The following is a 12362-nucleotide window of genomic DNA, read 5'->3' as shown; positions in this document are numbered from 1 at the left end:
GATGACACCCCCCAGAATCGGTACCCGTGCCCCCGCCCGTCCCACCGAGCTCCGCGAGCCGCCCCGCCCCGCTCGCAACGAGGTCAAGCCCCAGACCCAGGTGACCCGGCCCGGCATGTCCGGGGTGTCCCAGTTCGAGTCCGCCCCCGCCCGGCAGCAGCCGGTGGCGCTGAATGCCCCCGCGGCCCTGGCGCGCGGCCCGAGCGTCGCGCCGGGCAGCTACCCCACCGCCGCGGACGTGCGGAACATCGCCGCCATGCAGGACCCGGTGGCGCGCAACCACGCGATTACCCAGGGCTATTCGGACCTGTCCAACGCCGTGGGTCAGCTGCTGGGCACGGAGAACGCCAACTGGTCCACCTTCGGGACCTGGGCCTCGAAGCAGGCCGGCGTGAGCATCCGTGGCGAGGACATGCCCAAGTTCTTCACCGACGCGCTCAAGGGCGCCGACGACGTCATGGGGCCGCTGTCCAAGGTGGACGACGTGCTGCGCAAGCTGGGCCTCCCCTCGTTGCCGCTGGGTGACATCGCCGCGGCGGGCAATCAGGCGCTCCAGAACCTCAGCAAGGCCATCGCCGACGGCAACAAGCTGGTGTTCGAGGAGGTGGGCCAGGAGTTCGCCCGCTTCGTGGAGACCTTCCAGGGCGACACCCAGCATGACGCCGCCAAGGTGGAGCAGTACCTGAGCGGCTTCCCCGCGGACAAGCCGCTGCTGAAGGAGGCCTTCGGCCACTACGCCCAGGCCATGTTCGAGAAGGACCCGAACAAGAAGGCCGAGCTGATGCTCCTGGCCAACAACCAGGTGGGCCTGCACGAGCAGACGCAGCTGCAGCCCTACGTCGACAAGGCGCTCAACTCGCCGGTGCAGGACACCTTCCGCGACATCCTCAAGCAGACCGTCGAGTCCCAAATCAACGCGCTCCCCTTCCCCGCCAACCTCGCGGGCAAGGCGGCCTTGAAGACGGGCCTGGTGGACGCGGCGCTCAGCCCCGTGGTGGATGGCGTGGCGAACGTGTTCCGCCGCGTCGCCACCGAGCACATGATGAAGCTGGCCGTGCCGGGCGGCGCGCTGAAGCTGGGCAACGACTTGCCGCCGCCTCCGGGCATGGAGTCCACGCTCTTCCCACCGCACCTGCGCTCCATTGAGAACCCCGAGCTGCGCGCGCTGCTGGGCCAGCTCGACAAGAGCCCCGACAGCCTCAAGGGCTCCGGGGCGAAGGACTGGAGCAAGCTGGACCAGCGGATGAACTACATCGTCGACCTCTTCCGCTCGCGGCAGTCGGACCCGGCGCTGTTCGACCCGCCGTTCGGCCAGCGGGGCACCTACCCGGTGGCGCCCTCGGCGCCGCGCGTCAGCTAGCAGGCGGAGGCCGCCGGCCTCCTTTCAGTCACACGCAGGTGGTGTGAGCGCCAGGTCTCCCTGGCGCCGCGGGCGATTTCTGAGCGCCCGGCTGTGATGAATCCCTTCGCAGCGCGAATAACTCCGTCGACACGCGCAATCGTGCTGGCAACGGACTCATTCGATGGGATTCCCCCACCACCATGGCCACTGACGAACACACTCGCTTCGAGGCCCTGCTCCAGGGCCACCGAGGCATCGTGCTGAAGGTGGCGAACAGCTACGCCTGGAGCGCTGAGGACCGCGCGGACCTGGCGCAGGAAATCGCCGCCCAGGTGTGGCGTGCGTTCCCTTCCTACAACCCAGCGCGGCCGTTCTCGACCTGGATGTACCGCATCGCGCTGAACGTGGCGATCACCCACGTGCGCAGCCTCACCCACCATCAACGCCACGCCGTGCCACTGGACGACTCCGTGCACGACATCGCGGACGGCAATGCAGTCGATCCGGAGGCAGCGGCACGGCAACAGTTCCTCCTCCGGCTCATCGCGGCGCAAGCGCCACTCGATCGCGCCCTGCTCCTGCTCTACCTCGAGGAGCGCAGCACGCGCGAAATCGCTGATGTCCTCGGCATCAGCGAAAGCAACGTCACCACCAAAATCAACCGTCTCAAGCAACGCATCCGCGACCAGGTCGCGCCTTCGGAAAGTGACTGACATGGAGTCAATCATGGAACTCGATGAGTTGAAGCAGGCCTGGCAGACCCTGGGACGGCAACTGGAGCGCAACGAGGCCATCGGACGACAACTGCTCCGCGACCAGAAGCTCGCGGGCGCGCGCAAGAGCCTGCTCCCGCTGGCCGTGGGACAGAGCCTCCAGATTCTGTTCGGCATCGCCTGCATCGTGCTCGGCGTGGCCTGCTGGTCGCAGCATGCGGGCGTGCCACACGTCCTGGCCGCTGGCATCACCCTGCACGCCTACGGCATTGCCATCATCCTGCTGGGAGGCATCACCCTCTGGCGGCTCCGCCGCATCGACTACTCGAGCCCGGTGCTGACCATCCAGAAGGACATCCTGGCGTTGCGGCGGCTCTACATCCGCGGCGGCATGGCGGCCGGCCTGCCCTGGTGGATGCTGTGGGTCCCCGCCGCGATGGTGCTCGCGGCGCTGGTGGGGGTGGACCTGTACGCGCGCGCCCCCGTGATGGTCTGGAGCGGGCTCGCGTCCGGTCTCCTGGGTCTGCTGGCGACGTGGGGGTTCCATCGCTGGACGCGCCACCCGAAGCGGGCCGCGCTCGGCAAGAAGCTGGATGACAGCGCCGCGGGCCACAGCATCCGCCGCAGCCAGCGCATCCTCGACGAGGTCGCCGCCTTCGAACGGGAGTGAGCCGCCGCGGCCCGGCTCACGCCTCGTCGACGACGAACTGCTCCAGCCGGGCGATGCCCAGCTTCTTCATCCGGCTCTGGAGCGTGGACGGCTTGAGCCCCAGCAGCGCCGCGGCCCCGTTGGCGCCGTAGACGCGGCCCCGGGTGAGCGTGAGCACCCGCATGATGTGCTCGCGCTGCACGGCCGCCAGCGTCAACACCGGAGGCAGCTTCGGCCCTCCTGTCGCGGGCGCCGGCTCCTCCGGCGGGGCCGCCACCCCGGCCGCGCCGCGCGTGGGCACGTCGAAGGCCTCCGGCCCCAGCTCCGTCCCGCGCGTGAGGATGGTGGCCCGCTCCAGCGCGTTGGCCAGCTCGCGCAGGTTGCCCGGCCACTCGTAGGCCTCCAGCCGCGCCACGCCCTCCGGCGTCACCCGCATGCCCCGCCGTCCCGTCCGGAGCGCCTGCTCCTCCAGGAGGAAGGCGCACAGCTGAGGCAGGTCCTCGCGGCGCTCGCGCAGCGGCGGCAGGCGCAGGGGGAACACGCTCAAACGGTAGTAGAGGTCCTCGCGGAAGCGTTTCTGGGCAATGGCTTGCTGAAGGTCCACGTGCGTGGCCGCCAGGATGCGCACGTCCGCGCGCACCGTCTTGTCGCTGCCCACCGGCTCGAACGTCTTCTCCTGCAGCGCCCGTAGCAGCTTGGCCTGGAGGTCGAAGGGCAGCTCGCCCACCTCATCCAGCAGCAGCGTGCCGCCATGCGCCATCTGGAAGCGTCCAGCCCGGTCTTTCGTGGCGCCGGTGAAGGCGCCCTTCACGTGGCCGAAGAGCTCGCTCTCCAGCAGGCCCGCCGGAATGGCCGCGCAGTTGAGCGTGACGAAGGGCTGGTCCGCGCGGGCGCTCCAGCGGTGGATGGCGCGCGCCAGCCGCTCCTTGCCCGTGCCTGTCTCACCGGTAATCAGCACCGGCGTGTCCGTCTCCGCCACCTGCCGCGCCCGCCGCGCCAGGTCTCGCATCATCGGGCTCCGCGACGTCTCGAGGATGCCCTCCGAGTCTCCGCCGAGCTGCGCCTCCAGCAGCTTCGCGTGCTCGTGGTCCTGACGGTGGAGCCGCTCGAAGGTGGCGCGCTGCTCGGCCGCTTGAATCGCCGTGGCCAGCATCTGCCCGTACACCTCCACCAGGTCCACCACGGGCTGGGGGTACGTCTCACACTCGGCGCGGTCCAGGGAGAGCACGCCGTAGCAGCGCTCGCCCGCGCACAGCGGCACCACCATGCACGAATGCCCCGGCGGCAAATCCAGCACGCCGTCGAAAGGGTCCCCATCCCCGTGGGCATGGTCCTCTTCCGTGAAGGCCTTCGCCCGCCGCGTCTCCAGCGCCTGCCGCAGCGAGGGGAACTCCGACAGCTGCAGCGAGTGCTGCCGCACCTTCGCGTTGGCCAACGGCCCCCGCGCGGCCACCGACACCAGCCGGCCCTCCTTGAGGAGGAACACCGTGGCCAGGTCGAAGCGCACCACCCGCGTCAGCCAGTCGAGCCCACGGCGCAGCAAGTCACCGACGGAGTCCTCCGCCGTTGCCAGCTCGATGAGGTCCCGAGCGTCCTTCATGCCGTCGATGGCGCCTGAAATGTCGTCCTGCATGCCTCCGAGATAATAGGGTTCCACCGAAATTGCAGTGCCGCGAACACCGAGATTTCGGGGTCCGCCCTCCAGGCAACCCGCCAAGCGGAGAGAATCGACGCAGCCCGGGCGCTCCGGAGCCCTGTCACCCGTTGTAGGTGAACGGAGCACGCGTTCGCGGCCACACATTCGAGCCGTCGCCTGTCCGCGGAGGATGCAACCACGTGAGGCTTCTCGTATTTTCCGCCCCGCGCTCGTGAGGGCCACAAACCGAAATTGCAGTGGCGAGCCGCACCGAGATTTCGTTAGACACCGACCCAGCGGCACCGACCCAGCAGGGGTGAAATCCAACCCCTTGGAATCATTGATTCGAAGTTCTGGCACGGTGACTGCTATGCGGTAGGACAGAACACATTCACCGGGGTCGGCGCACCGCCGGGCCCCCATCCCAAGGAGCCGTAATGCTGACCGTTGGCGACAAGATCCCGAACTTCAAGGTGAAGGCCACCGTGTCCCTGGAGAAGGGCAAGGAGTTCCAGGACATCACGAACGAGACCTACAAGGGCAAGTGGCTGGTCCTGTTCGCGTGGCCGAAGGACTTCACCTTCATCTGCCCCACGGAGATCGCGGAGTTCGGCAAGAAGAACAAGGACTTCGCTGACCGTGACGCGCAGGTGCTCGGCCTGAGCACCGACAGCGAGTTCGTGCACCACGCGTGGCGCACGCACCACCCGGACCTGAAGAACCTGCCCTTCCCGATGCTGGCGGACCTGAAGCACGAGCTGTGCAACGCGCTGGGCATCCTCCACAAGGAGGAGGGCGTGGCCCTCCGCGCGACGTTCATCGCGGACCCCGAGGGCATCATCCGCCACGTGACGGTCAACGACCTGTCCGTGGGCCGCAACGTCTCCGAGACGGTTCGCACGCTGGACGCGCTCCAGACGGACGAGCTGTGCCCCTGCAACTGGACCAAGGGTGAGGAGACCCTGACCCAGAAGCTGTCGAAGGCGGGGTAATCCACCATGGCCTCGCTCGAAGTCGTCCGCTCTGAGCTGGCGGACTCCCACAAGGACACCCGCCTCAACCTCCAGGCCGTCCTGGAAGGTGGCAGCCTCACCGCGGAGCAGCGTTGGGGTGTGGCCGTGGCATGCGCCTTCACCGCTCGGAACGAGCGGCTGAAGGAGGCCATGCTCAATGAGGCGAAGAAGGCCCTCGCGAACCCCGAGCCTGTCATTGAGGACGCGCGTGCGGCCGCGTCGCTGATGGCGATGAACAATGTGTACTACCGCTTCCGGCACATGATCGGGAAGGAGTCCTACTCGACCAAGCGCGCCGGACTGCGAATGAACCGGCTCGCGCAGGTGCTGACGAACAAGGTGGACTTCGAGCTGGTCTGCCTCGCCGTCAGCGCCATCAACGGCTGCGAGATGTGCATGCAGTCCCACGAGAAGGTCGTCCTCGAGGGCGGCCTCTCCGAGGACCAGGTGCACGACGCGGTTCGCATCGCGTCGGTCATCAACGCGGCGGCGGTGGGGCTGGAGTCTTAAGCCCCGCTGTCGCGAGGCATCGCCGAAGTCTCGAGCGCCCTCCGGTGGAGACACCGGGGGGCGCTCCCTTTTTGTCCGCCGCGCATCCAACCCGCCGACACCGACCAGCACTCAGCCGAAAGGAAGACACCATGTACCGCAGCCCCAGCCCCCTGCCCGAGAAGGCCCGCGCCGCCATCGCTGATTCACTCAACGAGCGGCTCGCGGACGGGCTCGACCTGCACTCGCAAATCAAGGTCGCGCACTGGAACATCAAGGGCCCGCAGTTCGCCTCGCTCCACCCGCTGTTCGAGACGTTCGCGGTGAGCCTGGCCACGCACAACGACTCCATCGCCGAGCGCGCGGTGACGCTGGGTGGCAGGGCCTACGGCACCAGCCGCCACGTGGGCAAGGCGAGCCGCCTGCCGGAGTATCCGCAGGACACCACGCGCGACATGGAGCACGTGAAGCTGCTGGCCGAGCGCATCGAAGTCTACCTGGACGGCCTGCGAAAGAGCCGCGCCCTCTTCATCGAGAACGGCGACTCCGACTCCGAGGGCCTCACCACGGACATCATCACCGAGTTCGAGAAGCACGCGTGGTTCCTGCGCGCTTCGCTCGAAGGCTGAACCGCCTCACCCGGACGGGCCCGCCGGGGCTGTGCACCCCACTGCACGCACGCCTCGGGCCCCTTGCCGGCCGCGCCTCGTGTTCTCGCGAGGTTGCGCCGGGCATGACGGTTGCTCTCCACGGGGGCAGGACTCGCCGCGAGGCTGCGGTGTCGTGCAACCCCCTGGAGAAGCGCCCATGCGACGCATCACCTGTCTTGCCCTCACCGTCTTCGTCACCGCCTGTGGCGGTGGAGCCCCCACGCAGGAGGAAGTGGACGCCGCCCGTCAGCGCGTGGAGCGCGTGGTGGCGGCCTCGCATCAGGTGCGCGGCGCGCTGGAAGCCCTGGGCGTGCTGCCGGTGTACACCTGCGGTGAGCCCCGGCGCGCCTTCCTCGGCACCGCCGCGCAGGACGTGCGCACGCGGTGGTCCTGCGCCCGCGCCGTGGTGGAGCCCCATGACAGCGTGACGGACCGCGTGGTGCTCACCTTCGATGAAGGCGGCTGTGACGTACACGGCCTGCGCTTCGCCGGACAGGCCGCGTTCCTCTACCGCGGCGGAGAGGACCTCATGGAGGTGGAGGCGGACCTGCGCGGCCTGACGGTGGACGGACACCCGCTCCAGGCGGAGGTGGGCTACGGCACCTGCGGCGACGAGACGCGCCTGTGGGCGGACGTGCAGGGCGGCGTCCCTGGACGCCAGGGCCACACGTTCCGCGTCGATGGGCGCGTGGGCATGCGCGCCGGCCTGCCCGTGCTGGGCGGCACGTCGCTGGTGCTGGAAGGCCCAGGCGAGCTGACGGGCCCTCATGGCACCGACCGCCTCACGCTGACGGGGCTGCACTACGAGGTGGGCGAATACCTGCCGAAGGAAGGCACCGCGGTGCTGGAGACAGCGGACGGGCGGCGCGTGGAAGCCCGCTTCCAGCCCGTCCTGTGGCGCCTGGGCAAGGCCGAGATGACGGTCGACGACCTGGAGCCGGTGACGGTGCCCATCGTCCGCTGAGCGGGAGCGCGCGAGGCAGCGCGCACGGCGCGGACTTCCGCTAGGGTGTGACGCCGTGAGCGACGACGTTTCCCTTCCGGCATTCCGCGCCGTGCCCCGCACCGGCGTCATCTTCGTCACCGCCGAGGCCACCCGCCGCGGCTACCGCTCCAGCGACCCGGAGTGGTGCAACCTGGGCCAGGGCCAGCCGGAGACGGGGGACCTCCCCGGCGCGCCGCCCCGGCTGAACCAGGTCACCATCGACGTGGCCGACATGGAGTACGCCCCCGTCGCCGGCCTCTGGGAGGTGCGCGAGTCCATCGCCAGCCTCTACAACCGGCTCTACCGCCGGGGCCTGCCCAGCCAGTACAGCGCGGAGAACGTGTGCCTGTCCGGCGGCGGACGCGCGGCCCTCACCCGCGCCGCGGCCAGCCTGGGCGCCATCAACCTGGGCCACTTCCTGCCGGACTACACGGCCTACGAGGAGCTGCTGGACGTCTTCAAGGCGTTCACCGCCATCCCCATCCTCCTGGAGGGTGAGCGCGGCTACGCCTTCACCGCGGAGGACCTGCGGCGCGAGGTGCAGGGCCGCGGCCTGTCGGCGCTGCTCTTCTCCAACCCCTGCAACCCCACCGGCAAGCTGGTGCACGGAGAGGAGATGGCGCGCTGGGTGAGCGTGGCCCGCGAGCACGAGTGCGCGCTGCTCGTCGACGAGTTCTATTCGCACTACATCTGGACGGGCCGCCCCGGGCACCTGCCGGTGGAGAGCGCCGCCCGCTACGTGGAGGACGTGAACAAGGACCCGGTGGTCCTGTTCGACGGCTTCACGAAGAACTGGCGCTACCCGGGCTGGCGCATGACGTGGACGGTGGGGCCGCGTCAGGTCATCGAGGCCGTCTCCAGCGCCGGCAGCTTCCTGGATGGTGGTGGCAGCCGGCCGCTCCAGCGCGCGGCGATTCAGCTCCTCCAGGAGGAGCCCGTGGTGGCGGAGACGATGGCCATCCACAACGCCTTCCGGGAGAAGCGGGACCGCTTCCACTCCCGGCTGGAGCGCATCGGCATCCGCACGGACCGCGCGCCGGACGGCACCTTCTATGTCTGGGGCAACGTGTCCGGACTGCCGCCGCCCCTCAACGACGGCATGGGCTTCTTCCGCGCCGCGCTGGACCAGAAAATCATCGCCGTGCCGGGCGAGTTCTTCGACGTGAACCCCGGCAAGCGCCGCGCGCGGCCCTCGCGCTTCCGCGGCTACGTGCGCCTGTCCTTCGGCCCCTCCATGGAGACGCTGGAGAAGGCCCTGTCGCGGCTGGAGGCCATGGTGCTCCACTACTCGCGCGCGCCGGGCCAGCCGCCGCCGGCGCCCTGACGACGTGAAGCGGCCCGGCCCCTCCACGCGAGGGTGCCGGGCCAGGACGCCTCACGCCGTGCTCAGCGGGGCGCGCCGCGCGTTCCGCGCTCGGGGACGACCCACAGGTAGAGCGTCCGCCCCTCGCTCTCCACCGTCTTGGCTGGCGACCAGTCCCCCATGTCGAAGCTGTGCGACACGATGCGCGTGCCTGGCTTCAGCTCCGAGAGCAGCTTGGACTTGAGCCGCTCGTTGACGGAGGGCAGCAGGTAGAGCGTCACCACCGACGCGTCACCGATGTCCGCGTCGAAGAGGTCTCCCTGGCGGAACTCCACCTTGTTCTTCACGCCCGCCTTGCTCGCGTTCTGGTTGGCCTCGGCGATGCGCTCCGGGTTGATGTCCACGCCCACGGCGTGCTTCGCCCCGTGCTTCCGCACCGCGGAGATGACGATGCGGCCGTCTCCGCTGCCCAAATCATAGACGGTGTCCCCGGGCTTCACGCTGGCCAGGGACAGCATCCCGTCCACGGTCCCTTCCGGCGTGGGGACGAAGGGGACCTCGGGTGCCTGCACCGCGCTGCCCGCCGAGCCACCGACCTGCACCGTCACCGTCTGCTGCGTCGTTGAAACACCCGCGGCGTTCGCGGCCATGCCCACCGTGAAGGTGAGAACCCCCATCATTCGCTTCATGTCGCCTCCTTCGTTCGCTGCAGCTTGGAAGAGCCCCCTCGGGTGCGCGCCGTCTCCACGGCGAGGAGCACACCGCCCGTTCCCAGCACGGCGAGGCCCGCGAGCGCGCCCATGCCGGTGAAGGCCAGACTGGAATAGAGGACATAGGCGCAGATACCGATGAAGAGCAGCGGCGTGAGCGGATACAGCGGCACGCGGAACGGCCGTGGCGCGCCCGGCTCACGCACGCGCAGCACCAGCAGCGACACGCCCGTCAGCAAAAAGAAGAACCAGAAGACAGGCGCGGTGTACTCCACCATCGTCTCGAAGCCCCGGCGTGTCAGCGTCCCCAGCCCCACCAGCACCAGGGAGATGGCCCCCTGCACCAGCAGCGCACGGGACGGGCCATTGGACTTCGCGTGCCACTGCCCCAGGCCGTTGAACAGCACGCTGTCCCGCCCGAAGGCATAGTGGGTCCGCGCGCCGGTGAGCACCGTGGCGTTGGCGGACGTCAGCGCGGAGATGGCGATGAGGACACTCAGCACCAGCGCGCCCCCGCTGCCCACCGCGCGCTGCATCAGGTCCGCTGCCACCGCCTCCGAACGCGCCATGCCCTCCAGCCCCAGGCCGCGCAGGTACGCCACGTTGACCAGCAGGTACAGCGCCGTCACCAGCCCGATGCTCGCCAGCAACGACCAGGCGATGGTGCGCCGCGGGCCCCGCACCTCCGAGGACAGGTAGGCCACCTCGTTCCAGCCGCCATACGTCAGCAGCACGAACACCATGGCCAGGCCCCAGGCCGTGCCCGACGACGCGGCCGGCGCGGGCGCGGCCTCCGCGGCGCCCAGGGCGGGGGTGAACAGCAGCCCCACGATGATGACGGCGCCCACGCCCAGGACCTCCAGGGCCGTGAGCAGGTTCTGCGTGCGGGTCCCCTGCCGGAGCCCGGCGATGTTCACCGCCGTCAGCCCCACCACCAGCGCGGCCGCGTAGACAGGCGACGAATACGGCCCCAGGGGGAAGAGCTGCGTGGCGTAGTCCCCGAAGACGAAGGCCAGCAACGCGATGGAGCCGGTGGGGATGACAGTCAGCCGCGCCCACGCGAAGAGGAAGGCGGGCCCCTTGCCCAGCGCGCGGAACAGGTAGTGGTACTCCCCGCCCGGGTGCGGCCAGGCGCTGGCCAGCTCCGCGTAACACAGCGCGCCCACCAGCGACGCGACGCCGCCCAGCAACCACGCGAGCAGCATGGCCCCGCCGCTGGCGGACTGCGCGGCCACCAGCGAGGGCGCCTTGAAGATGCCTGCCCCCAGGACGATGCCCACCGTCAAGGCCATCACATCCGGCACGCGCAGCGACGGCGACGGCGTGGCCTCACCACGCTCCACGACTTCCAATCCTGCTTGCGGCTCTTGCATGGTGATGTGCTCCACGCGCCTCGGCAGCCCCTCCGCCGTCCGGCGCAACTTGAGGCCGGGGCCCGGCCGTGGGGAGGATGAGCCTAGAGAGCGCCCCCTCTCCGTCCATGAGACGGAGGGCTCCTCCGCACTGACGTGGACAGGGCTCCACATCCAGACGGGCGAGCGGGCACCTCCTCGTCCCCGACGCGGTGGCTCTATGCTGGGCGTCAATGAGACTCCCGTCGTCCCGGCTGGCCCTGCTGTGTCTGCTCTACTTCGTGCAGGGCCTGCCCTTCGGCTTCCAGGCCACCGCCCTGCCGGTGTACCTGCGCTCGCAGGGCGTATCGCTGACCACCATTGGACTGCTCGGCGCGCTGTGGCTGCCCTGGGCCCTCAAGGCGCTCTGGGCGCCCCTGGTGGACCGGTATGGCTCGGCGCGCATCGGCCGGCGCAAGTCGTGGATTCTGCCCATGCAGGCGGGGCTCGCGGCCAGCTGCGCCGCGGCGGCCGTCGCGGCTTCGCGGGACGCGCTGCCCGTCCTGCTGGCGCTCATCTTCCTGATGAACCTGTTCGCCGCCACGCAGGACATCGCGGTGGATGGCTTCGCCGTGGACACCCTGCGCCCCAGTGAGCTGGGCCTGGGCAACACCGCGCAGGTGGTGGGCTACAAGCTGGGGATGCTGACGGGCGGCGGGCTGCTGGTGTGGGCCAGCGCGCGCATCGGCTGGTCCGGCCTCTTCGTCGCCATGGCGCTGCTGTGTCTGGCCGTCTTCACGGTGATGCTCTTCGCCCGGGAGGCCCCACCCGAGCCCCACGCCACGCCCGGCGCCCGGCGGGAGCCGGACTTTCGCGAGCTGTTCCAGCGGCTCAAGCAGGCGCTCCTGCTACCGGGCGCGGGCTGGCTGCTGCTCTTCATCGCCACGTACAAGCTGGGCGAGAGCATGTCCGACGTGCTCTTCAAGCCGTTCCTCGTCGACGCGGGCTTCCCCCCCGCGCGGATTGGCCTGTGGGTGGGCACGTGGGGCACGGGCGCGTCCATCGCCGGCTCACTGGCCGGAGGCCTGCTGGCCTCGCGCATGCCGCTGCTGGGCGCCGTGGGGCTCACCGCGTCCCTGCGGGTGGTGCCCCTGGTGGGACGGTGGCTGCTTGCCTCGGGCGTCGTCACCGACGCGGGCGTCATCGGCGTCACCCTGGCCGAGGAGTTCTTCGGCGGCGCCCTCACCACGGTGATGTTCGCCTTCATGATGTCCCGCGTGGACCGCCGCATCGGCGCCACGCACTACACGCTGCTCGCCAGTCTGGAGGTCTGGGGCAAGGCGCCCGCGGGCCCACTCGCGGGCTGGCTCGCGGACGCGAGGCACGGGCTCGGCCTGGGCTACGCGCCCGTCTTCCTGTTGGGTATCGTCCTGTCCGCGGCCTTCCTGGTGCTGCTGGTGCCCATGCGGCGTCAGCAGCCCGCTCCGAGCACCGCGCTCAACACCGCTTGAGTCGAGGCCACGCGGCGGACGAAGCCTGGA

General features: G+C 69.8%; 12 protein-coding genes. 9 read left to right on the top strand and 3 right to left on the bottom strand.

What is annotated here, in order from left to right:
* The first annotated feature begins 1 nt into the window (after position 1).
* The 3 genes from KGD87_RS34605 (at position 2) to KGD87_RS34595 (ending at position 2725) form a co-directional block, all read left to right on the top strand.
* Positions 2 to 1360 carry a hypothetical protein gene (locus KGD87_RS34605; RefSeq protein ID WP_284665179.1) on the top strand — a complete coding sequence of 453 codons (1359 nt, stop codon included), beginning with the start codon at positions 2 to 4 and terminating at the stop codon, positions 1358 to 1360.
* Between the two features lie 182 nt (positions 1361 to 1542).
* Entirely contained in the window at positions 1543 to 2055 is a 513-nt protein-coding gene (locus tag KGD87_RS34600; protein ID WP_284665178.1) for an RNA polymerase sigma factor, read from the top strand.
* 13 nt (positions 2056 to 2068) lie between these two features.
* The gene (locus tag KGD87_RS34595) at positions 2069 to 2725 is read left to right on the top strand and encodes a hypothetical protein (RefSeq protein WP_284665177.1); all 657 of its coding nucleotides are present in this window, start codon (positions 2069 to 2071) and stop codon (positions 2723 to 2725) included.
* Positions 2726 to 2741: 16 nt separating this feature from the next.
* On the opposite strand, the gene KGD87_RS34590 is transcribed toward KGD87_RS34595, so the two are convergent.
* Entirely contained in the window at positions 2742 to 4337 is a 1596-nt protein-coding gene (locus KGD87_RS34590) for a sigma 54-interacting transcriptional regulator (protein WP_284665176.1), read from the bottom strand.
* A gap of 440 nt (positions 4338 to 4777) precedes the next feature.
* Here KGD87_RS34590 and KGD87_RS34585 point away from each other — a divergent pair, with 440 nt between their 5' ends.
* The 5 genes from KGD87_RS34585 to KGD87_RS34565 all read left to right on the top strand — a co-directional run bounded on the left by KGD87_RS34585 (position 4778) and on the right by KGD87_RS34565 (position 8801).
* A complete protein-coding gene (locus tag KGD87_RS34585; RefSeq protein ID WP_140788669.1) occupies positions 4778 to 5332 on the top strand; it encodes a peroxiredoxin in 555 nt (184 codons plus the stop codon).
* A 6-nt stretch (positions 5333 to 5338) separates the two neighbouring features.
* On the top strand, positions 5339 to 5863 hold the full coding sequence (locus KGD87_RS34580) for a carboxymuconolactone decarboxylase family protein (protein WP_284665175.1): 525 nt from the start codon (positions 5339 to 5341) through the stop codon (positions 5861 to 5863).
* Positions 5864 to 5994: 131 nt separating this feature from the next.
* On the top strand, positions 5995 to 6471 hold the full coding sequence (gene dps, locus KGD87_RS34575) for a DNA starvation/stationary phase protection protein Dps (RefSeq protein WP_284665174.1): 477 nt from the start codon (positions 5995 to 5997) through the stop codon (positions 6469 to 6471).
* A 178-nt stretch (positions 6472 to 6649) separates the two neighbouring features.
* A complete protein-coding gene (locus tag KGD87_RS34570; protein WP_284665173.1) occupies positions 6650 to 7456 on the top strand; it encodes a hypothetical protein in 807 nt (268 codons plus the stop codon).
* Between the two features lie 55 nt (positions 7457 to 7511).
* Positions 7512 to 8801, top strand: coding sequence for a pyridoxal phosphate-dependent aminotransferase (locus tag KGD87_RS34565; protein WP_284665172.1), 1290 nt, complete (start codon positions 7512 to 7514; stop codon positions 8799 to 8801).
* A gap of 62 nt (positions 8802 to 8863) precedes the next feature.
* On the opposite strand, the gene KGD87_RS34560 is transcribed toward KGD87_RS34565, so the two are convergent.
* Entirely contained in the window at positions 8864 to 9469 is a 606-nt protein-coding gene (locus KGD87_RS34560) for an SAM-dependent methyltransferase (protein ID WP_284665171.1), read from the bottom strand.
* On the bottom strand, positions 9466 to 10863 hold the full coding sequence (locus KGD87_RS34555; protein WP_284665170.1) for an APC family permease: 1398 nt from the start codon (positions 10861 to 10863) through the stop codon (positions 9466 to 9468). The genes KGD87_RS34560 and KGD87_RS34555 overlap by 4 nt, the downstream gene beginning before the upstream one ends.
* A gap of 212 nt (positions 10864 to 11075) precedes the next feature.
* On the opposite strand from KGD87_RS34555, the gene KGD87_RS34550 reads away from it, so the two are divergent.
* Positions 11076 to 12332 carry an MFS transporter gene (locus KGD87_RS34550; protein ID WP_284665169.1) on the top strand — a complete coding sequence of 419 codons (1257 nt, stop codon included), beginning with the start codon at positions 11076 to 11078 and terminating at the stop codon, positions 12330 to 12332.
* Positions 12333 to 12362 lie beyond the last annotated feature (30 nt).

Origin of the sequence: Myxococcus sp. SDU36, from assembly GCF_030168875.1 — a bacterium.
Taxonomy (GTDB): Bacteria; Myxococcota; Myxococcia; order Myxococcales; family Myxococcaceae; genus Myxococcus; species Myxococcus vastator.
This window is presented reverse-complemented; position numbering and strand designations above follow the sequence as displayed.

Bases quoted from the DNA above. Each gene is read 5' to 3' on its own strand.
- KGD87_RS34555 (WP_284665170.1), bottom strand. From the start codon at position 10,863: ATGCAAGAGCCGCAAGCAGGATTGGAAGTCGTGGAGCGTGGTGAGGCC.
- KGD87_RS34590 (WP_284665176.1), bottom strand. From the start codon at position 4,337: ATGCAGGACGACATTTCAGGCGCCATCGACGGCATGAAGGACGCTCGG.
- KGD87_RS34550 (WP_284665169.1), top strand. From the start codon at position 11,076: ATGAGACTCCCGTCGTCCCGGCTGGCCCTGCTGTGTCTGCTCTACTTC.
- KGD87_RS34560 (WP_284665171.1), bottom strand. From the start codon at position 9,469: ATGAAGCGAATGATGGGGGTTCTCACCTTCACGGTGGGCATGGCCGCG.
- dps (WP_284665174.1), top strand. From the start codon at position 5,995: ATGTACCGCAGCCCCAGCCCCCTGCCCGAGAAGGCCCGCGCCGCCATC.
- KGD87_RS34605 (WP_284665179.1), top strand. From the start codon at position 2: ATGACACCCCCCAGAATCGGTACCCGTGCCCCCGCCCGTCCCACCGAG.
- KGD87_RS34570 (WP_284665173.1), top strand. From the start codon at position 6,650: ATGCGACGCATCACCTGTCTTGCCCTCACCGTCTTCGTCACCGCCTGT.
- KGD87_RS34580 (WP_284665175.1), top strand. From the start codon at position 5,339: ATGGCCTCGCTCGAAGTCGTCCGCTCTGAGCTGGCGGACTCCCACAAG.
- KGD87_RS34595 (WP_284665177.1), top strand. From the start codon at position 2,069: ATGGAACTCGATGAGTTGAAGCAGGCCTGGCAGACCCTGGGACGGCAA.
- KGD87_RS34600 (WP_284665178.1), top strand. From the start codon at position 1,543: ATGGCCACTGACGAACACACTCGCTTCGAGGCCCTGCTCCAGGGCCAC.
- KGD87_RS34585 (WP_140788669.1), top strand. From the start codon at position 4,778: ATGCTGACCGTTGGCGACAAGATCCCGAACTTCAAGGTGAAGGCCACC.